General features: G+C 60.5%; 22 protein-coding genes. 14 read left to right on the forward strand and 8 right to left on the reverse strand.

The window, feature by feature from the left end:
* The 3 genes from lpdA to lipA are packed head-to-tail and all read left to right on the forward strand — an operon-like array spanning position 1 to position 3049.
* A complete protein-coding gene (gene lpdA / locus VGI36_02325; GenBank protein ID HEY2483950.1) occupies positions 1-1413 on the forward strand; it encodes a dihydrolipoyl dehydrogenase in 1413 nt (470 codons plus the stop codon).
* A gap of 50 nt (positions 1414-1463) precedes the next feature.
* The gene (lipB, locus tag VGI36_02330) at positions 1464-2180 is read left to right on the forward strand and encodes a lipoyl(octanoyl) transferase LipB (protein ID HEY2483951.1); all 717 of its coding nucleotides are present in this window, start codon (positions 1464-1466) and stop codon (positions 2178-2180) included.
* 5 nt (positions 2181-2185) lie between these two features.
* On the forward strand, positions 2186-3049 hold the full coding sequence (lipA, locus tag VGI36_02335) for a lipoyl synthase (GenBank protein HEY2483952.1): 864 nt from the start codon (positions 2186-2188) through the stop codon (positions 3047-3049).
* A 345-nt stretch (positions 3050-3394) separates the two neighbouring features.
* On the opposite strand, the gene VGI36_02340 is transcribed toward lipA, so the two are convergent.
* The 6 genes from VGI36_02340 to cofC all read right to left on the reverse strand — a co-directional run bounded on the left by VGI36_02340 (position 3395) and on the right by cofC (position 7770).
* A complete protein-coding gene (locus VGI36_02340; protein ID HEY2483953.1) occupies positions 3395-4246 on the reverse strand; it encodes a VacJ family lipoprotein in 852 nt (283 codons plus the stop codon).
* Between the two features lie 85 nt (positions 4247-4331).
* Positions 4332-4979, reverse strand: coding sequence for an ABC transporter substrate-binding protein (locus VGI36_02345; protein ID HEY2483954.1), 648 nt, complete (start codon positions 4977-4979; stop codon positions 4332-4334).
* Positions 4980-4983: 4 nt separating this feature from the next.
* Complete coding sequence (locus VGI36_02350; protein HEY2483955.1) at positions 4984-5514, reverse strand: outer membrane lipid asymmetry maintenance protein MlaD; 531 nt, start codon at positions 5512-5514, stop codon at positions 4984-4986.
* Positions 5515-5516: 2 nt separating this feature from the next.
* The gene (locus VGI36_02355) at positions 5517-6314 is read right to left on the reverse strand and encodes an ABC transporter ATP-binding protein (GenBank protein ID HEY2483956.1); all 798 of its coding nucleotides are present in this window, start codon (positions 6312-6314) and stop codon (positions 5517-5519) included.
* A gap of 15 nt (positions 6315-6329) precedes the next feature.
* Positions 6330-7106 (reverse strand): MlaE family lipid ABC transporter permease subunit, encoded by a 777-nt coding sequence (locus VGI36_02360; GenBank protein HEY2483957.1) that lies wholly within the window; start codon positions 7104-7106, stop codon positions 6330-6332.
* 19 nt (positions 7107-7125) lie between these two features.
* Positions 7126-7770 (reverse strand): 2-phospho-L-lactate guanylyltransferase, encoded by a 645-nt coding sequence (cofC, locus tag VGI36_02365; GenBank protein HEY2483958.1) that lies wholly within the window; start codon positions 7768-7770, stop codon positions 7126-7128.
* Between the two features lie 122 nt (positions 7771-7892).
* On the opposite strand from cofC, the gene VGI36_02370 reads away from it, so the two are divergent.
* Both VGI36_02370 and VGI36_02375 read left to right on the forward strand, forming a co-directional pair.
* Positions 7893-8828 carry a tetratricopeptide repeat protein gene (locus tag VGI36_02370; protein ID HEY2483959.1) on the forward strand — a complete coding sequence of 312 codons (936 nt, stop codon included), beginning with the start codon at positions 7893-7895 and terminating at the stop codon, positions 8826-8828.
* Positions 8829-8877: 49 nt separating this feature from the next.
* Positions 8878-9588, forward strand: coding sequence for a dienelactone hydrolase family protein (locus tag VGI36_02375; protein HEY2483960.1), 711 nt, complete (start codon positions 8878-8880; stop codon positions 9586-9588).
* Positions 9589-9614: 26 nt separating this feature from the next.
* Here VGI36_02375 and VGI36_02380 read toward each other — a convergent pair whose 3' ends face one another.
* Positions 9615-11522: an exonuclease domain-containing protein gene (locus VGI36_02380; protein HEY2483961.1), complete on the reverse strand. Its 1908-nt coding sequence runs from the start codon at positions 11520-11522 to the stop codon at positions 9615-9617.
* A 423-nt stretch (positions 11523-11945) separates the two neighbouring features.
* The gene (locus VGI36_02385; GenBank protein HEY2483962.1) at positions 11946-12497 is read right to left on the reverse strand and encodes a helix-turn-helix domain-containing protein; all 552 of its coding nucleotides are present in this window, start codon (positions 12495-12497) and stop codon (positions 11946-11948) included.
* Positions 12498-12615: 118 nt separating this feature from the next.
* Between VGI36_02385 and VGI36_02390 the strand changes: the two genes are divergently transcribed.
* From VGI36_02390 to VGI36_02430, 9 genes are all read left to right on the forward strand, one after another.
* Positions 12616-13479: an alpha/beta fold hydrolase gene (locus tag VGI36_02390; protein ID HEY2483963.1), complete on the forward strand. Its 864-nt coding sequence runs from the start codon at positions 12616-12618 to the stop codon at positions 13477-13479.
* Between the two features lie 456 nt (positions 13480-13935).
* Positions 13936-14268, forward strand: a complete 333-nt coding sequence (locus VGI36_02395) for a DUF2834 domain-containing protein (protein ID HEY2483964.1) — start codon at positions 13936-13938, stop codon at positions 14266-14268.
* Between the two features lie 91 nt (positions 14269-14359).
* Complete coding sequence (gene sufT, locus VGI36_02400) at positions 14360-14899, forward strand: putative Fe-S cluster assembly protein SufT (GenBank protein HEY2483965.1); 540 nt, start codon at positions 14360-14362, stop codon at positions 14897-14899.
* Positions 14900-15218: 319 nt separating this feature from the next.
* Positions 15219-15533: a 50S ribosomal protein L21 gene (gene rplU, locus VGI36_02405; GenBank protein ID HEY2483966.1), complete on the forward strand. Its 315-nt coding sequence runs from the start codon at positions 15219-15221 to the stop codon at positions 15531-15533.
* Positions 15534-15588: 55 nt separating this feature from the next.
* Entirely contained in the window at positions 15589-15861 is a 273-nt protein-coding gene (rpmA, locus tag VGI36_02410; protein HEY2483967.1) for a 50S ribosomal protein L27, read from the forward strand.
* 126 nt (positions 15862-15987) lie between these two features.
* A complete protein-coding gene (locus VGI36_02415) occupies positions 15988-17010 on the forward strand; it encodes an LLM class F420-dependent oxidoreductase (GenBank protein HEY2483968.1) in 1023 nt (340 codons plus the stop codon).
* Between the two features lie 287 nt (positions 17011-17297).
* Positions 17298-18314, forward strand: coding sequence for a GTPase ObgE (gene obgE / locus VGI36_02420; protein HEY2483969.1), 1017 nt, complete (start codon positions 17298-17300; stop codon positions 18312-18314).
* Positions 18302-19447, forward strand: coding sequence for a glutamate 5-kinase (proB, locus tag VGI36_02425; protein ID HEY2483970.1), 1146 nt, complete (start codon positions 18302-18304; stop codon positions 19445-19447). Before obgE ends, proB begins: the two co-directional genes overlap by 13 nt.
* The gene (locus VGI36_02430; protein HEY2483971.1) at positions 19444-20697 is read left to right on the forward strand and encodes a glutamate-5-semialdehyde dehydrogenase; all 1254 of its coding nucleotides are present in this window, start codon (positions 19444-19446) and stop codon (positions 20695-20697) included. The genes proB and VGI36_02430 overlap by 4 nt, the downstream gene beginning before the upstream one ends.
* Positions 20698-20718: the final 21 nt, after the last annotated feature.

Genomic DNA, 20718 nt, shown 5'->3' on the forward strand with positions numbered 1-20718 from the left:
TTGGCAAACTCCCGCTACGACCTGGTGGTAATCGGCTCCGGACCCGGCGGCTACGTTGCCGCGATTCGCGCCAGCCAATTGAAAATGAACGTCGCGGTAGTGGAGCGCGACCGCCCGGGCGGCGTGTGTCTTAACTGGGGCTGCATCCCCTCGAAGGCTTTGCTGAGTTCCGCCGAGGCGATGGAGACCATTCGGGGCGCGAGCCGGGAGCATGGAATTGAAGTCGGCGAAATTCGTTTTGATTTCAAGAAAGTGATCGCACGCTCGCGAGCCGCGGCCGAGAAGCTCTCGCGCGGCGTCCGTTTTCTGTTCAAAAAGAATAAAATCGATTTGTATGAAGCCAATGCAGAGGTCATCGGACCGAACACGGTGGCGCTGCAGGCACTGGACGGCAAGCCGGCTCTCGACGTTAAGCGGCTCGAGGCCGAGCGCATCCTGCTCGCGGCGGGCTCCGGCGAACGATTGTTCCCGGGCATGCAGATCGGCGACGGCGTGATGACCAGCAAGGAAGCGCTGGTGCGTGATTCGCTGCCAGCCAGCATCGCCATCATCGGCGCCGGCGCAATCGGGCTCGAGTTTGGCTACTTTTACCAGGCGTTTGGCACCAAGGTGACGATCATCGAGCTCGAAAATCAGATGCTGCCCGGCTTTGATGCGGAAATCGCCGAGGAGCTGCGCCGCGCGTTCGTCAAGCGCGAAGTTATCGTGCTGCTCGGTCACGGCTACAAGTCGATGGCGCGCGACGGCGATATGTGGAGCGTCACGGTTGATGGCGCGGGCGCGGAGAAGTCCGTCCAGGCTGAGGCCGTGCTGGTGGCGGTGGGACGCGCGCCGCTGAGCGCAAAGCTTGGACTGGAGAAGGTCGGCGTGGAGTTGGAGCGGGGAGGATTCATCAAGATCGATGACTCATTCCGTACCACCTGCCCGAGCATCTATGCGATCGGGGATGTTGGGCGGCCTCCCCTGCTCGCGCACAAGGCTTCAGGTGAGGGAGTCGCCGCGGTTGAGATCATGGCGGGAGTCCGTCAGCCCGGGTTCGATTTGCTCTCGATCGCGGGCTGCATCTACTGCGAGCCCGAAGTCGCCACGGTCGGGCTTAGCGAGGCGGATGCGAAGGCGCGCGGGATCGAGGTAAAGGTCGGCAAGATTCCGTTCCGGGCCATGGGAAAGGCGGTCGCGATCGGTCACCCCGACGGGTTTGTCAAGCTGGTGGTCTCCAAAGAGTACAGCGAAGTGATCGGATGCCAGATAATCGGCAACCACGCGACCGATCTGATTTCGGAGGTGGTGCTCGGCAAAACCCTGGAAGCGACCACCGCCGAATTCGGGCATACCGTACATCCACATCCGACGATGTCGGAAGCCATTATGGAAGCAGCGCTGGCCGCAGAGGGTGAGGCAATAAATTACTAAACCTCCCTGACCCGGTTCAAGACAACCAGCGGAGTAGTTCACTGATCAAGATGGGAGAGCAACTCGCGATAGTCGACTTGGGAAATGTCGAATACCAGCGCGCGCACGCCCTCCAGCAAGCGCTGGTCGGGGCGCGGCTGCACGAGCAGATATCCGACACCCTCCTGGTCCTCGAACACCCGCACGTCTACACGCTCGGCCGCGGCGCTGACGAGAAGTTCATCCTGGCCCCGCGTGCCAAGGTGCCTGTCATCCGGGTCTCGCGCGGGGGGCAAGTCACCTATCACGGACCCGGGCAAGTAGTCGCCTATCCGATCCTGAAACTCGAAGGGCCGGCGCGTGACGTGGGCCGCTATCTGCGCCAATTGGAGCAGGTCATGATCGACGCGCTCGCACAGCATGGCGTTTGCGCGGAGCGCCGCGACCGGCTCACCGGAGTCTGGATCGGAGCCCGCAAGATCGCGTCGATTGGAGTGGGTATTCGCCGCTGGGTCACGTATCACGGGCTCGCACTCAACCTAAGCACGGATTTGTCTTATTTCGATTCGATCGTCCCGTGCGGAATCGAGGGATGTCGAATGACTTCGCTGGCACGACTGGGGCGCGAGGATATCGGCATGGCCGAATTCACCTACAGTCTGTGCGAGAATTTTCGCAAGGTTCTTGGCTACGCCCAGCTGACTTACCCGAACGGTGAGACAATCTGGAGCTGGTCGGACCAGCGACCGAATAGCGCCGAACCTCCCGCAAATGAAGCCTCCGGCTAGCAGATATGGTTGAGCGGAAACATCCCGACTGGATCAAAGTTCGCGCGCCCGTCTCGCCCGAGTATTTCCGTACCCGCGCCATCCTCGGCGAACTGAAACTGCACAGCGTCTGCCAGGAGGCATGCTGTCCGAATATCGGTGAATGTTTCTCGCATCACACCGCCACCTTCATGCTCATGGGCGATGTCTGCACGCGCAATTGCCCCTACTGTGCCGTAGCCCATGGCAAAGTCCGCCCGCTCGATCCGGATGAGCCGCGGCGCATCGCCGAGGCGGTCGCTCGACTTGGTCTCCAACACGTTGTCGTGACCTCGGTGGATCGCGATGATCTGCCGGATGGTGGAGCGGCGCATTTCGCAGCAACCACGCGCGCAATCAAACAGGCGCTGCCCGCAACCCGGGTCGAGGTTCTGGTGCCAGATTTCCAAGGATCGTTCGCCAGCGTCGAAACGGTCGTGGCCTCTCCGGTCGACATTTACAACCATAACGTGGAGACGGTGCCGAGCCTGTATCGCAAAGCACGGCCGGGCGGGCAGTACCGCCGTTCTCTCGAGGTTCTATGGCACGCAAAAGATCGCGCGCGATCGCTTAAACGAAACCTCCTCACCAAGACCGGAGTTATGCTCGGCCTGGGCGAGCGACGCGACGAACTGCTCGAGGTGATGCGCGACTTGCGTGAAATCGAGTGCGACATACTGACCCTAGGCCAATATCTCCGCCCCTCCAAGGAACACCTTCCCGTCGAACGTTACGTCACTCCGCAGGAATTCTCCGATCTGAAGCGGACCGGTATGGAACTCGGTTTCCGCCACGTGGAGTCGGGTCCCCTGGTGCGCAGCTCTTACCACGCCTGGGAACACGTTAACTGAAGCCACTGGAAGGTTTCTTGGTCGAGGTTCTGAGACTCGACCTGGTCTCGTTCAATGTCGAATCAGGTCGAAGCCTGAACTGGGCTTGTGACCGGCCGGAGGCAGAGCGCTAAGCGGCTCATCGTCTAAGCCTCGCGGACCTCTTTCAGGGCAACCCCAACTATCGCCGGGCGATAGCACTGGTGTTCAGGGTACAATCACAGCCTCGATAGCCGCCGGGATAGTCCCGCGCGTAGTTGCTGACGCTAACCAAAATCTGGCCAGCGTTTTCGCCAGACAGAAACGGGCTGCCAGTGACCAACACCGACAGCCCGCTGGATTTCAACAGCCTTGGCGTCCACTGCCTCAGTTCCTGGACCTCAGTTCCTGAACCTGGTGTTGGCGAGTCTGCAGGTAGAAATCCTGTACCGCTCCGTAGAGATCGACTGCATAACGGTCGGCTTCTTCGAACTGATCCATGTGCTGCGAGCGGTAGTTCACCGCTTCGCCCAGACGCCATCCAGCGCTCGCGGAAAATGGCACCCACCAGGACACATTGGTCATATAGGTGAGGTAGGTCAGCGGGTTCATGAACGCGTCGGCGGCTTTTCCTGCCGTGTCGGTCACCGTCGAAGGGCCAAGGAAGGGCAGCATCAGATAAGGCCCCGCAGGAACCCCGTAGTAGCGAAGGGTCAGGCCGAAATCGTTCGGACGCTCCTGAAGCCCAAACCACGTCCCCGCGGGATCAAAAAATCCAGCCAGGCCCAGGGTGCTGTTGATGCCAAAACGCGCAACCTCGGTACCGGCCTGTGGAAAATGCAATTGAAACAGACTGTTGGTGAAGCGAGGGATTACGTTGACGTTATCGAAGAACTTGCTGACGTGCTCGCGCACCGGCTCGGGCGCGATGAAGGAGTACCCCTTTGCAACCGGCCGCAAAACCCAGTCATCAAGCTTCAGGTTGACGCTAAACATCGTCTCGTTGAAGGGCGCCAACGGGTCGCTATACACCGCCTGGCTCTCGCCCGGGGGCAGATTCTCGGCCCCCTGAACGGCGCCTTGGCTGACGGGGTTGTTGCTCAGCGGCGCGATGTCCTGCGCCGAAGCCGTCGCGACAAAGGATAACGCGACGAGCAATGAAACCGCCGCGATGGCGCGAGATACGAATCGGCTGCCGATTCGATTCCCCTGTTTTCTGATAAACGCTTTCGTGCTCATCTCCGCCAATCAAAGCTCCTTAGGACGAGCGGTCCACCCGAATGTTGCTAGGCTACCATTATCGCCGATTGGGGCAAGCAGCCGGTCAGGTTCCCATCGACGCTGCCAACGAGGCCTCTTTGCTCTTAAGATCGCCAATGAGCGTGCTGTAACCCTTGGTCGCCATGATCCGGTTAAACTGATTGCGATAGTTCGCGATGATACTGACCGCATCGACGGTTACATCGTAAATCTGCCAGCGACCCTCCTTGTTAAGTAGCCGGAATTCGAGATCAATCGGACTCTTCCCCGGCATCAGCACGTTGGTCTTGACCATTGAGTATTGCGTGCCGTCGTTCTGCGCACTCAGGTACTTGACGTCGCCGCTGGTGAATTCGTTGATTTTAGCGAGATAGGAATTCTCGATAAAGGTGACGAACACCTTCTGGAATTCCTGCTGCTGGTCGGGGGTAATCTGCTTCCAGTAGTACCCCATTGCCGATTTCGACATGGTCCTGAAATCGAAGGTCGCAGACACGATATCGCGCAATTTCTGCTGGCGCGTCGCGGTGGGAGTCTGCTTATCGCGCAAGACCTCCAGCGCCTGGCCAACGGTCGTCTTTACCACCGTCATGGGGTCATCCGCGGCCGCTGCCAGCCGGCTGGCGCCCGAGACCAGCAGAATTGTGCCTAGTGTGAGCGCGGCAAGGCGCTTGAACCTACTGCCTTTGAGAAGAGCTTTTGAACTTCGCATAGCGTCACTTCTTGGGCGGATTGTTCGGTGGGGATTGCTGACTTTCCTGGTTCCCGCCACTCGCGCCGTTGTGGTTTTGGTCGTCGGGCTTCGTGCCGAGGTTGTTGATCATCTGGCCGATCGCGTTCTCAAGAACGAACGAGGATTCGGTCTGTATGATTCGGCCTCCGTCAGCTAGGATTTTTTCACTTGGCCCGAGCTGGATCGATATGTATTTGCCACCGATGATGCCGGTGCTTCGTATCGAAGCGATCGCCTCGTCGTCGATTTTCACGCCATGGTTTATCTGCATCGTGACGCGCGCCTGATTGCCGACCAAGATTTCGCTGAGAACCTTGCCGATTTGGACCCCCGCGATATCCACCTCGTCGCCGTCCTTCAGACCGCTGATATTGTCGAAGTTTGCATATAGCCGGTAGCTCGGCGTTGGCAGGATCGAAATCTGTCCGAGCCTAAACGAGAGAATTGCCAGCGCCACGATGCCCAGCAGGGCGAAAAGACCAACGATAAATTGTGTCGCGCGACTTGCGTACATGTTCAGGAACTCACCTGATTGTTCTCCAAATCATCACCCGCGGCCCTGCCCGCCAAAAACTGTTTGAAATCCTCGTCGCCTGAAGCCGTGAGCTCGTCAACCGTACCCACCAACTTCATCTTTCCGCGATGCATGAACGCAACGCGATCCGAGATCGAGAAGACTTCCGGCACATCGTGGCTCACCACTATCGCGGTCAGGCCGAAATCCTGCTGCGTTTTGCGCACCAGCCGGTGAATCGACCCGGTGCGAGTGGGATCGAGCCCCGTGGTCGGTTCATCGAGCATCAGGATTTTCGGCTGGGTCACGAGCGCCCGCGCCAGGGCCGCGCGCTTCTGCATGCCGCCGCTGAGCTCGGACGGGAACTTGTCTTCCATTCCCTCTAGACCGACCGCAGCCAGGGTCTGCTGCACTCGGCGATTAATCTCTTCGCGCGCAAGATCGGTCTTCTCGACGAGCGGGAACGATACGTTGTCAAATACGCTCATCGAATCAAACAGCGCTCCGGCCTGAAATAACATCCCAAACTTCTCGCGAACCGCATTCAAGCCTCGGTTGCCCAGCTTCGTGATCTCGATGCCGTCTATGGTTATCGAGCCCGAGTCGGGACGCAGCAACAGGTTCAAGTGCTTCAGGAACACCGTTTTGCCGCATCCGCTCGGACCTACGATGGTCGTAATGGTCCCGGTCGGAACCGTCAGATCCACACCATCGAGCACCTGCTGGCGGTCGAAGCGGCGCTTGAGTCCGCGGACCTCGATTGCATTCCCGGTGGTCGTGCCGTTGCTCTCGAAACTCATCGCAAATTGCCCATGCTACAAGAGAATCGAGCCCATGAAATAGTCCCACGCCAGCACCAGCACGCTGGATAGGACAACCGCCTCGGTGGTGGCGCGACTGACGCCGGTGGCCATCCGCTTTGCGTGATAGCCTTTGTAACAACATACCGACATTACCACTACGCCAAATACCAGCGCCTTATAGAGAGTTAATGCGATGTCGTGGCGAGTCATATTGGCGGCGAGATTGTTGAAGTACGCCCCACCCGACGCGCCGAGGAGGCGGCACCCGACCAGGTACCCGGCCCAGATCCCTATGACGTTAAAGGTGACCGTGAGAATTGGGAAACTCACAACCCCCGCGATCATGCGAGGCGATACCAGGTATTGGAGCGGATTTATCGCCATCACCGTGAGCGCGTCGATCTGCTCGCTCGCCTGCATCGAACCGAGTTCCGCCGCCATCGCTGAGCCTGCGCGCGCGGCGATCATCAAGGCGGCGAGAACCGGCCCCAACTCACGCACCAGCGCGAGCCCCACCAGCGTCCCGAGCGAGTCTTCTGCGCCAAACAGATGGAGGGTGTGATAGCCCTGCAGCCCGAGCACCATTCCGGTGAAGGTTGCGATAAGCACTATCAGCATGAGTGACTCGGCGCCGATAATCCTGACCTGACGCAAGGCCAACCGCGGCTTGTACGGCGGCAGCAGCGTGTAGAGGACGGATCGAAACAGAAACAGGACGAAGTTTCCCAGCGCGACGATACCATCGAGAATAAACGCGCCCAGGCGCTCGACTAATTCGACTATCGACATTGGCCTGCGGAACCGAGTCTCAGTGCTGTGCGATCCCGAGGCGAACCAGCTGGTTCAACGTGTGAGTGGTGGACGATGCACGCACGAATTCGTAGAGGTCCTGCGGCAGATCAAGATCGAGCGCCGGACGCGCCAGCCGCAACACTCGGCAGGCGAGGTTTCGGCTCTGGCAGTTATCGAGATGACGTACCAGGCTCAATCTGCCGAATTGGGTCGGTACGACATCGGCGGGAGAGCGCGCGATCACATTGGTACCGCTAAAATCTCGCGAGGGTACCAGTACGGCGCCACCGCCCGCGGGCATGGCGTCGAAGACCTCGTTGATATCGCCGCCGGTGATCGCCGGAATGTCGGAAAGAACGGTGCACACGGTGGCGGCGCCCTTTGCCACCAGTCGTTCGGTAGCGAGTGCCACCGCCACATTCAGTCCGCGCGGAGTCTGCTCATCGATCGCCAATGCACCGCCCTCGCGCGCGAGGCTCAGCAACCCGCAGTCCGAGGTGACCACCGCCACGCAGTCCGCGTTGCGCGCGGAAAGCGCGGCCGCGAGCACGTCACGAAACATCGCCTCTGCCAGTATCTTTCGCTCGGCCGGCGGCAGCACCGAAGCCAGCCGATTCTTGGCAAACGCGAGCTCCTTCGCGGCGATCAAAATTGCGCGCACGGCGTCACTTTATAACCTACCGAACAGGCGTAGCCAACGGATGCGGTGATACCGGCCACCAGGGCACGCGACACCTTTTGACATTCTGCTTGACACCGTTTGGAGCCAAGCCAAGATAAGGGATGAACCGGGTTGCGTCAGCCGCGGCCCGCAAACCCTTCTACATCCGGGGGACCCCAATGCCCACAATCGGCCGAATCTCATCGCTGCTTGTCCCTGCCGTGGTGCTGGCATTTGCAACGACCTCGGTGAGCGGATGTCACCGGGAATCGGTTGAGGATTACCTCGCCGCCGGCGACTCCGCAATGCAGGCAAACAAGCTGGCCGACGCCGAACATCAGTACTCGGAAGCGGCGAAAGCCGCGCCCAACGATCCGAGAGTCCATGTCGCGCTCGGCAACCTCTACACCTTCGAGCACAAACCACAGCCGGCGCAAGTGGAAGACATGAAGGTTATCGATCTCGACCCGCGCAACCCGGCAGCACACGTCGCGCTCGGTAATCTGTATCTCGATCAGCAGGAGACACGGCAAGCCGAGGAACAATATCGCGCGGCGATCGCGCTCGATCCCTCCCACGCCAACTACTACCTGCAACTCGGTGAGGTGCTGAGCCGCGAAGGCCGGAGCGCCGATGCAGAAGCGCAGTACCGCACCGCAATCGGACTCGATCCCAAGAGCGCACAGGCGCATCTGGCGCTCGCGAACTTTCTAAACAGCCAACCCGGGCGCCAGGCAGAGGGTGATGCCGAACTCTCCACGGCACGAATTCTCGACCCCAAGCTCGCCGCCTCCGCACCGCCCGCCGCTGGCTCAACCGAGGAGGGGGCGCCCGCGGGAGCGGCGGCCTCAGGCTCGACAAAGATTAAGCCGCTCAACAAGGTTTTCCTGCTCACCAAGAACTCGCCGGTCTACGAAAGCCCCGATACCACCAGCAACGTGGTCGGACAGGTCCATAAGAAGAAGTACGTGCATGTGGTCGGATTGGCCGGGAGCTATCTGCAAATCAAATTGCGCAACGGTACCGTGGGCTTTGTGCCCGAGACCGCCGCCGAGTAATAGGCAATTCAGAGGCTGCAATTTCGACCAATCGGGAGAAACCAGGGCCATGGCCAACGAGGGGATTCTGGAACGCGAAGTCGATTTTCCGGGTAAGGCCTGTACGCTCAGCGCGTATACCGCGGAACCGCAGGATGGTCCGCCTGCCCTGCCCGCGGTCATCGTCGTGCAGGAATGGTGGGGACTGAACGATCATATACGCGACGTTGCGCGGCGCTTCGCGCGCGAAGGATACGTCGCCGTGGCGCCGGATCTCTATTCTCGCCAGGGCCACAAGGTCGCCAACGACCCCAATACCGCCGCTCAGCTGATGGGTGGTCTGAAGCAAGCCGACGGAATCGAGGATCTCAAGACCACCGTCGCATGGATCCGTGATCAGAAACGGACGCGATCCTCCAAGATGGGCATCATTGGCTTCTGCATGGGCGGGAGCTATGCGCTTCTGTTACCCTGCGAATCGAAGGAACTCTCGGCCGCGGCTCCCTTCTATGGAGAGATACCGCCCGACAACAAGATCCGCGAGCTGTCCTGTCCGGTTTTTTATGCGTACGACACCAACGATGGATGGATTAATCGTTCGGATGTCGATCGGTTGCAAAAGGCCCTGCGGGAATTTGGCAAGCAGGGCACGGTGAAGCTCTACCCGGGATGCTCTCACGGATTTTTCAACGACACCCGTCCCGACGTCTACAACGCAGAAGCCGCTCGCGATGCATGGCATCAGGTCCTGCAATTGTTCAGTGCGAATTTGAAGGGTTGAGGGAGAATACGGGGTCGCCGTCGATACTAATTCGGAGCTGACTCTGGTAGCGCCGTCCCGGCGGCGCCTTCTTCTGCCCTCATTTCTAGCGCCCAGGTCTCAATATTTGGTCCGCTCAGGTAGATGAGACGCCCCTCGTCGGGCGTGCGCTCGCGAAGCCAGCGCGCGACGATTTGCATCGGTTCCAGTTCGTCGCGTGTAACCGGCCTTGCCTTATAGCGCTCGAAGTGTTGGATAACAAAGTCTCTTACTTCCGTCCCCGCCGCTGGCGAATCTAGTTTCCGGGTCAGGGCGAGTCGTCCCGAGAGAACCACGTGTGCGGCGCGGTCGTCGTCGGAACCAGTGACGATGACCAGGTTGTTCTCGGTGATGACCTGGCTCAGCCGCGAGGCGCGGTGCGACAGGGTCACCAGCGATTCCAGGTCACGGCGCAATCTCGCCGCTTCCTCGTAGCGCAGCGCGGATGCGGCGTCATCGCGAGCGCGTGCCAGGTCGCCCAAAAGCTGCCCTCCGCGTCCTTGCAAAAAAACCATCGCCCGGCGTACGCGGACTCCATAGGCGTCGGCGCTGATGCCCGCGTTGCAGGGCGCGCAACAATGACCCATCTGCCCGTAGAGACAAGGCGAAAAGTCGGGATCGGGCGCAAGTCTTCCGGAGCAGGTCCGCAAACCCAGAATTCTCGACAGCGCATGTATGGAATGGTCGAGGCTGCGTCGTCCGATGAACGGACCCAGATACCTGACCCCGGGACGTGCGCCTATCCGGGGCGCGACCACAACGCGCGGAAATTCGTCGCTCAGGTCCAGCTTGATGAAATAGGCCGGCGCGACCGACTTCAGCATTCGGTTGTATGGTGGCTTGAGTTCGCGAATCAGCTCCGACTCAAGCAATGCTGCCTCCAGCGCCGATCGCGCGACGCGCGTCTCGATGGCGTAAACATGGCTGATAAGCTCTGCCGTCTTGGCGTTAACCGCCGCGGTGAAATACGACCCGACGCGCTCGCGCAGGCGGCGGGCTTTGCCGACGTAGAGCAGGTCGCCACGCGCATTGCGCATCAGATAAACCCCGGGCGCCAGGGGCAGCGCCGCAATGTCTTCGGGCGAAACATGCCGCTCGATGCGACGACCGGAAGGGCCGCGGCCATGCAGATCAAGCAAGCGGTCGAGCCGGCCAATTCCCATGTTTTCCGCTATTTCCAGAAAGACGCTCAAAATTTCAGCCGCCATGCGCGCATCGCCGAGACCGCGATGCCGTCCGGCGGTAGACAATCCGAAATGCTCCGCCAGCAGATCGAGGCGTCTTCGCTTGAGCGATGGAAGAAAGCGTCGTGCCATGCGCAGCGTGCACAGGATCGGATTGCGCAACCCGATTCCAAAGATTCGACGGAATTCGAAGTTCAGAAATGAAAAATCGAACGTGGCGTTGTGCGCGACCAGCACCGAGGGACCAAGAAAGTCGCGAAACGCGGGCAAGACCTTTTCGATCGGTGGCGCCGCGGTCACCATCTCATTACTGATCGAGGTGAGCCCACTGATGAAGCGCGGAATCGGCCCCTGAGGCCGCACCAGCGTCTCAAATGACTCGACCATTCTGCGCCCCACCATCCGATAAGCGCCGATCTCGATGATCGTGCCGGGTCCCGCCCGCCCGCCGGTGGTCTCCAGGTCAACGACGCAGAACGACGCTTCGTTCAGCGGCACCCGCAGCGCCGCGCACCTGCGCAACGACCACAGCGAGGTCGCCGTATCGAAAACAAAATTGGGATCGGAAGCGAGCAGCGTGTTGACGATCCGCGCGGCGAGTTCCGGATCAGAGCCAGCGCCCGACAGCAACAGGCCCAGCAGTTCGCGCGCATCGGCCCCCGCCGGCCGCGACTCCAGAAACGCGTACAGTTTCTCTTTGGTAGTCGCACGCGGATCGCGTGCAGTATTCAATCTCACCGTCTCCACGACCAACCCAGCCTCACCCGGCTAAAACGACTATCAAGTCGCTCCGCGGATGGGAATGCGGGGAATCCGGGAGTCAGTCGGTTGATTTCATGGAAGTTTAGCGCTATCGCGCTGGCGGCCGAGACGCCCCGCGCCGATGCGCGTATCTTACAGGGCCAGTAGCGCCGTAGTGCGCGCCTTCGCGAGGAGTTGCCGCTGCTCTCGCGCTCCGCGTCAGCCCAGTAGCGCGCCGTGGCAGCGGAGGATCTGATTGTCGTCGCGGCCCGCCATGGAACATCGCTTCTACCGTCACGCAAGAACTGGTTCTGGCGGTGATCTTTGCACCCGCGATGGCCAGGTAGGATTAAGAAGCTGACGGAGCTGCAGCAAGACTGCATGGCCCGGTCGTCTCCATAGGGCGAAGGCTGGCTATTGGTCGGCGCGGAGTCGCAGGCCGTTCCACATTCGGTCGGCGGATTCGCTGACTTCGCGCCGAGCACGCTGTTTGTCGGAAGCGTGCGCAATCAGCCGCGCGGCTTCATTCATCGCCCCCATAATCATATGGGCCAGAGGCTCGACCGGTTGTTTTTCGATGATGCCAGCGGCGATGGATACCTCGATCGCGGCCTTCATCCCCGCCAGGTAATAGCTCTCATCGGATTGGCGAAAGCCTTCCGAGCCAAGCACGGCGGGGGCATCGATCAGGATGATTTGCTGGACGGCGGGATCAAGGCACGCTTCAAGAAAAGCCTCATTTGCCGTCATCAACGCCCGCCACGGATCCGACTCTTTCGCTGCGGCCTCAGTACATTTGGCAGCCACTTTCAGCTGTTCCTCATGGAGGACCGCCTTGAACAGATCCTGCTTGTCCTTGAAATGGTGATACAGGGCGCCGCGTGTCACTCGCGCGCGCCTCACAATGTCTTCGGTCGCGGTGTCGGCGTAACCGCGTTCGGCGAAGAACTTCCGCGCAATTTTCACAAGGGCAGTGCGAGTAGCAGCCGAGTTTTCGGCCTGGCGACTCTTGACAGACATACGTTTAGTAAGTTACATACAGACAGTATGTATCAATATTCACGTTCTCTTGTGGAGGTTAGCAATGAACGCGTCTGAGTTCCAGTCCATGCGAAAGTTCGCCGACACCCCGTTTGGCCGCATCGCCTACGTGGAGGGCGGCAGCGGACCTGTCGCGCTGTTCGTTCACGGGTTTCCGCTGTGTGGCTACCAATGGCGCCATGCTCTGGTTGAACTCTCACCGGTGCACACCTGTGTGGCGCCAGACATGATGGGCGTGGGGTATAGCGAGATTCCCGCGTCACAGGACCTTACGTTCGAATCCCAGGCTGACATGCTGGCCGCGTTTCTGGACGCACGCTCGATCAAGCAGGTTGATCTCGTGGCAAACGACACGGGTGCCGGCGTAAGCCAGGTGTTTCTCTCACTTCATCCGCATCGCGTACGCTCGGTCACCCTTACCAACTGCGAAGTCCACGACTTGTGGCCGAACGCGATGCTGGAGCAGTTTTTCACCGCACTCAAGTCCGGCGTGGTGGGGGAGTTGCTAGGGAACATCGTGGGCGATCCTGCGGCCGCCGCGCCGCTTGCCACGGCATATGAATATCCGGAGACCCTGAACAAAGAATCGCTTGAAATGTATTTCACTCCCTTCGCAGAGTCGGAAGCGCGCCGCGAGCAGGTGAAGGGTTTTTCGCAGTTCGAGCGCAATCGCGAACAGTTAGTTGCAGCAGCCAAGGGGCTCCGCGCGTCAAAGGTTCCCGCGCAGGTTCTTTGGGGCGAGGGAGATACCGCCTTTGATGCTCGCGCCTCGATCGAGTGGTTCAGGGGCAATCTCGGCGGACTGCGCAAAGTAACCACAATTCCAAACGCGAAGGTATTCTGGCCAGAGGAGCATCCTCGCCTTTTGACAGTGCTGCTCAAAGAGTTCTGGTCCGGCGTTAACTGAAGGTTTTGCGGAGCTGCCTCGGCGGTCGCTCCTCTGAATCGAAAAATCAAGAAGTTGGATCGGAGAACCAAATGCGCTCCCGCCGAGGCACGATGGCAGTTCTCAACAAGCTCGCATCACTCCAGCAGATCGACTCCTCGCAGCTCGCCTCTCTCGGATTCCGTATGAGCGGAAACTCCTCGCTTGGAGAGCGCGCAGCTGCGCGGAGTCGTAGGCTTTCGCGGCGGCCTACATCTCGAACGACAAGGGCCGGTCAGGCGAAGGCGAAGGTTTGGGTAGTGACCGGTGGCGACGATCAGGTGGTGCTCCTCGATCACGGGAACCAGTTTCAGGCCGAAGGTCGCGGAACGCGATCACGACGTTCTTCAAGGAAACCCTTGCGCGGCGTTTCGGAACCTCAGCCGTTGAATGATTAATTTGCAGTTACGCCGCTCCGCGCAACGATAGGAGAAACACATGAGCCCAAAGCAGGTTGGTCTTTCGATCGTGCTGGTCGGATTTGCGGCCCTCAACGCGTATTGCTTCTACACTTTTGGAACGGAGGGCTTTCTTCACGCGGCGCTTGCCAATGCAGCGACGGCGGCGGTCTTTATTGACCTGGTGATCGCGCTGACGATGGTCGCTGTGTGGATGGTCCACGACGCTGCGCAACGTGGTACGACCGTTCTCCCGTATCTGCTTTTGATGCCTTTCTTGGGCAGCATGGGCCCTCTGATCTATCTGCTCGGACGCTTTCGGGATGGTGCCGAGAACCGGAGCGCCTCCATTCTGGATCCGCGCCAAACGTAGTAGGCTGCGGCCCAGCTTCGGAAAGTCGCACCGGGTGGCGCGATTCGAGGCGAGGGTTTACAATTGCACTCAATATCGTCGAGGCACTGCCATGGAACGAGCTGAAGTTTCGCGCGACGTCGAAGCAATCCAGATTCCCGCTGGCTCGAAGACCAATATCGAGAAGGGAACTGAGGTTTACATAACCCAATCGCTGGGCGGAACCTTCACGGTCCAGGCGCCCGCCTACGGTGGCTTGTTCCGCATCGCCGGAAAAGATGCCGACGCGCTCGGCAAAAAACCCGAAGATGCGGCACCCGCGCGGACTGGTACCGCGGGCGACCTCGAGGCGATGGTGTGGGAACAACTGAAGACCTGCTTCGACCCCGAGATTCCCGTCAACATCGTCGATCTCGGTCTCGTCTACGGCATGGAAATCAAGGATCGGGACGACGGAAGCCACAAGGTCGAGGTCAAGATGACCCTAACCGCGCAAGGTTGCGGGATGGGGGGATCGATCGCGTTCGATGCGCGGCAAAAGCTCATGGGCTTGCCCGGCGTCTCCGAAGCGGATGTCGATCTGGTGTGGGAACCACCCTGGAATCCGCAGATGATCTCCCCCGAGGGCCGCGAGCGTTTGGGTCTCGATTGAAGCGACGGTTTGGCCCGAACCAACCGAGTTTCGGACGACTCCTCAGTGCTCCACCCAGCCGCCTCTCAGTGCGGCCAACGAGGTCCGATTTGACGGAGCGCGCGAGCTGGTGAGTCGTCGGTGTTCGACCGTCGCTGCGAAATGCTCGACACCAAATGAATGAGCGGCCCATGAGCCCGCTCTCCGGCAGGTGAATCAGCTGGACCAACGATCGGGCCGCCGCTGCGCGAGCAGGCAGAGGGTGTGCCTGCGCAGCTTAAGGTGCCCGGCGTTGACACGCTGGTAGACCTCCGATATTGAATTTGGTTCCGGTATTTCCATGTTTGCGATCGTAAAGACGGGTGGAAAGCAGTACCGCGTCGGCGTGGGCGACCAGCTTACGGTCGAGCGGATCCCTGGCGATGTCGGCGCGGAAGTCGCCCTCACCGAAGTATTGGCGCTCGGCGGCGAAACCCCCAAGGTCGGAACTCCGCTGGTAGCGGGCGCTTCCGTGCGCGCGAAGATCGTTCAGCAGCCCCGCGGCAGCAAGATCATCGTGTTCAAGAAGAAGCGGCGTAAAAACTATCGCCGCAAGCATGGGCATCGGCAGGAATTGACGATACTCAAGATCGAAGAGATTTCGGCGGGGGCGTAGATCCGCCGCTCGACTTCGCGGGAACTCTGCCGCTCTTCTCCGGAGGAGACCAGCCGTGGCGCACAAAAAAGGACAAGGTTCGACCCGCAACGGCCGCGACAGCCCCGGGCAGCATCGCGGTATCAAGATTTACGACGGCCAAACCGTCAAGGCCGGCAACATTCTCGTGCGCCAGCTTGGCACTAGAATTCATCCGGGCCGCAACGTCGGTATGGGGCGCGACTACACGATCTACGCGCGTATCGATGGAATCGTTAAGTACCAACCGCGCGGCGAGAAGCGCCAGGTGAGCGTCGAGCCGAAGGCCGCGGCGGAACCTAACTCTTAAAGCTTACGAGAGGGCGCACCGGAGCCCCGCGGGAAGTCCCGCGGGGCTTTTCATTTTGGGCGCGCTGTTATTCACTGGCAGGGCACCGGGCCCAAGCATCGGTTCCGGAGCGGGAGGACGATGGCGATGAAACTCGGGTTAGTAACAGGGTATACCGGCACTGGCGTGCCGATGGATTTGATCCACGCAGCCGAGGACGCGGGCTTCGATTCAGTATGGACGGCCGAAGCTTACGGCTCGGACGCTATCGTCCCACTCGCCTGGATCGCAGCTCAGACCAGGAGGATCAACCTGGGCACCGGAATCATGCAGATGCCGGCGCGCACACCCGCGATGACGGCGATGACCGCCATGACGCTGGATGCGATGTCGGGCGGGCGTTTCATTTTGGGCATCGGCCCTTCCGGTCCGCAGGTGGTCGAAGGATGGCACGGCATGCCCTACGGTAAGCCCCTCCAGCGGACGCGCGAGTATATCGAAATCGTGCGCAAGATCCTGGCGCGGGAAACGCCGCTCGAGCTTAATGGCAAAGAATACCAGATTCCCTACCACGGCCCCGGCGCTAGCGGCCTCGGCAAGCCGCTCAAGAGCATCATGCACGGCCGTAAAGATATGAAAATCTACACAGCGTCGATCAGCCCCAAAGGAATCGCGCTCGCGGCGGAAATCGCCGACGGTGTTATTCCCGTGTGGATGAATCCGGAACGTTGGGACCTTTACGCAGGGCCACTCAAGGAAGGCTTCGCCAGGACTGGCGGTAAAAAGTCTTTGGATAACTTCGAAGTGGCCCCGTTTGTTACTTGCGTGATGGGACCGGATGTCGAAAAGTGCCGGATGGCCGTCAAAGGCAATCTCGCCTTGTACATCGGCGGAATGGGCGCTCGCTCGAAAAACTTCTACAACGACTACGCCCGCCGGCTCGGCTACGAGGACGAGGCAGGAAAGATTCAGGACCTTTACCTTGGCGGCAACAGGACTGAAGCAATCGCGATGGTGCCTGACGGGCTGGTTGATGCAGTCGCGCTGATCGGACCAAAGGAACGGATCGCGGATCGCCTCAAGGCCTGGAAGGACTCACCGGTTAAGACCATGCTCATCGGAACCGGATCAATCGAAGCGGTCCGTACCCTCGCAGAACTCTGCGCCTAGCCAGGGGATTGGTCTGAAATCTCCTCACCCCTGGCCAGCGCCAGGGTGAGGTAGAACGTGGGCACCGTCACGGAACCGTGGGGGATCACTTCGTAAAACCTTCCGAACTTTTGGTTCCCATCGGCAAGGCAAGATCGCTCGGTTTTTCCAGCTGATAGGAAACGCAGGCTTCATCGTCGCAGTCGGACACTTGACTGTTTCCCCGGACCAATACGGGCCATTCGCGGGACCCAAAGCTAAGGCGGCCGCCCCGGCGCCACCGGCGACTGATATAATGCGTCAGCGGTATGCGGTTCATTGACGAAGCGCGAGTGTTCGTTCACGCCGGCAAGGGAGGTGACGGCGCGATTGCTTTTTTGCGCGAAAAATACCGGCCCTTCGGCGGCCCCTCCGGTGGTGACGGTGGTCGTGGCGGAAGTGTGATATTCGAGGTCGATGAAGGCCTCTCGACCCTGCTCGACTTCAAATATCAACCGCGATTGGTCGCCCGCGATGGTGAGCCGGGCCGCGGTAAGCAGCAGTATGGCCGGGCCGCCGATGATCTGATCGTATGCGTCCCGCCCGGTACCGTGGTCCTCGATGACCAAAGCGGCGAAGTGGTCGCCGACCTGGTCATGCCGGGGGGACGCGCAGTTATCGCGCAAGCCGGTGAAGGGGGACGCGGCAACAAGCACTTCGCGACCCCAACCCGGCGATCGCCGCGCATCGCAACGCCGGGCGTGCCCGGAGAACAACGATGGGTCAGGTTGGAGCTTCGTCTTGTTGCGGAAGCCGGACTGGTGGGACTGCCTAATGCGGGTAAGTCCACACTGCTGGCGGCGTTAAGCGCGGCCCGACCGAAGATCGCGCCCTACCCTTTCACCACACTCGCTCCCAACATCGGTCGTGTGTTTGTGTCCGAAGAAGAGAGCTATACCATCGCCGACATTCCCGGACTGATCGAAGGGGCGCATCTCGGACACGGACTAGGGATTCGCTTCCTGCGCCATCTATCGCGAACCCGGCTGCTGCTCTATGTGTTGGATGGCTCTTCGAATCCCGAGAAAGCCTACGCTACGGTTCGCGGCGAAATAGGCGCTTTTGATCCTGCTTTGCTCGAACGCCCCGCCCTGATCGCACTGAATAAGATCGATTTACTCCCAACCGGGGAGCGCCAGGCAGCGGCACGTGCGCTTGAGGTCTCCCTCGGGCGTCGGGTTTTGCCGATCTCCGCGGCAGAAGGGATCGGTCTTAAACCTTTGATCGCGCAAATTGCGCTGAAGCTCTCGGAACTCGATCAGGCAGCGGACGAATGTCCCAGCTGAACTACAAGGCGCCCATCCTCGCTCGCGCCAGGCGCGTCGTCGTCAAGGTGGGCAGCGCGGTGCTCTCGGGCCCGCACGGGCTCCTCAGCGAAGTGATTGACCGGCTCGCCCTCGAGACGGAGTCCGCGATTCGTGGTGGCCGTGAGGTCATCGTCGTCACCTCGGGGGCGATCGCTGCCGGGCGCGCGCGTTTGTCGAGGCTGGGCGACACTAGCATCGCGGCGCGACAAGCCGCGGCCGCAGCGGGTCAGATCGATCTGATGCGCGAATGGGCGCGGGCCTTTGCCAACCACAATCGGAGCATCGGGCAGCTGCTGCTGACGCATCAGGATCTCGCGGAACGCCGCCGGCGCATCAACGCCAACCAGACGATCGGGGCGCTGCTTGCCGCGGCGGTGGTCCCGGTTGTCAATGAAAACGACACCGTGGCGGTCGAAGAGATCAGGCTCGGCGACAACGATGTTCTTTCATCACTGGTCGCAACTCTGGTCCAGGCCCAGTTGCTGATCATCCTGAGCGACGTGCCGGGGGTTCTTACCGGCGATCCGCGCCGGCGACCCGACGCGCGCCTGGTTCCTCTTCTGACCGATCCGGAAGCGGGGATGAGCGGGCTGGTTGCGGAAAGCGCGGGCCCCCTCGGCAGCGGCGGCATGGCAACCAAGCTCAAGGCCGCCCGCGAAGCAGCCCGCGGCGGAATACCCTCGGTCATCGCACCCGGCGGCGAGCCGGGGGTGTTGAGTGCGGTTCTGGATCCGGCATGCGAGATCGGAACCTTGATCATTCCGGCCGGTGAACGCCTGAAAAGCCGTAAACACTGGATCGCCTATGCACTGCGCCCGGCAGGGGCGTTGGCGGTCGATCGCGGAGCGGCCGATGCGCTGCGCGCCAGGGGCCGCAGCCTGCTGCCCTCGGGAATAAAGAAGGTGCAAGGTGATTTTGGCGGAGGAGATTGCGTCAGCCTGCTCGACCCGGATGGGGTCGAGTTCGGACGTGGGCTGGTCAACTACCCCGCGGCCGATGTGATAAAGGTGATGGGCCGCCGTTCCACGGAAATCTCAGGCGTGCTTGGCTACAAGGTTGCCGATGAGATCATCCATCGCGACAACTTTGTGCTGCTCAAGGAAATTGCATGAGTCTTGAATCCGATGTGATAGCCATGCTCGGGAGAGCGCGGGCGGCCGGGCGCAAGCTCGCGCTCGCTCACGCGGAGCAAAAGAATGCCGCGCTGCTCGCGCTGGCGAAAATTCTGCGTGCCTCACGCGGCGCGATTCTCCAGGCCAACGCGCTCGATCTCGACCGCGCGCGTAGCCACGGACGGGCAGGGGCTTTTCTCGAACGACTGACTTTGAACGAAAGCAGGATCGAGGCGATGGCCAGGAGTGTGGAGGAGGTTGCGGCTCTTCGCGACCCGGTCGGTGAAGAGATTGAAGCGCGCCAGCGGCCCAATGGCCTTGCCATCTGCAAGATTCGAGTTCCGCTCGGATTGATCGCGATCGTTTATGAATCGCGTCCCAACGTCACCGTCGATGCGGCCGTGCTGTGTCTCAAGTCCGGCAACGCGGTGGCGCTGCGGGGCGGCTCAGAAGCACGTTCCACCAATTCCTTCCTGGCTAGATCGGTTGCCAAGGCGCTCGCTGAAGCGGGTCTCGATGCCGAGTGCGCGACTTTCGTGGAAGATCCGGACCGCGAGGTGATTCAGATTCTGAAGCGGCACCCTGAGCTAATTGACCTCATCATTCCGCGCGGCGGGAAGGCGCTCAAGGACGCGCTCGAAGGATCGGCGGTGCCGCTGCTCCCGCATTTTGACGGGCTGTGCCACACTTACGTGGATCGCGCCGCCGACCTAAAGATGGCCGAAGAGATTTGCTTCAACGCCAAGTGCAGCCGTCCTTCGGTGTGCAACGCGATGGAGACCATGCTCGTGCACTCGGCCATCGCAGAGCGCTTTCTTCCGCCCATCGCGACCCGACTTAAGAAAGCAGGCGTGGAGATTCGCGGAGATGAGCGGACCCGTCGCGTGCTGCGCGATGCGCGTCCCGCGACCGAAGCGGATTGGGATACGGAATACTTGGACCTGATTCTCTCTGTGAAGGTGGTGGATTCGGTCGATGAAGCCATCGTTTTCGTCGAGCGCCACGGATCGCATCTAGCCGACGCAATAATCACGCAGGACCGCTCCGCGGCAAAACGCTTTGAACGCGAGGTCGATTCGGCTACGGTTTATGTAAATGCATCGACCCGTTTTACCGACGGGTTCGAGTTTGGATTTGGCGCGGAAACCGGAATCTCCACCAATCGGCTTCATGCACGAGGGCCGATGGGTCTCAGCGAGCTGACCACGTACAAGTATGTGGTTCACGGCAACGGGCAGGTGCGCGGCTAAGCGCAACTAATTGGGAGGCCG

The sequence above is a fragment of the Candidatus Binataceae bacterium genome, from assembly GCA_036495685.1.
Lineage (GTDB): Bacteria > Desulfobacterota > Binatia > Binatales > Binataceae > JAFAHS01.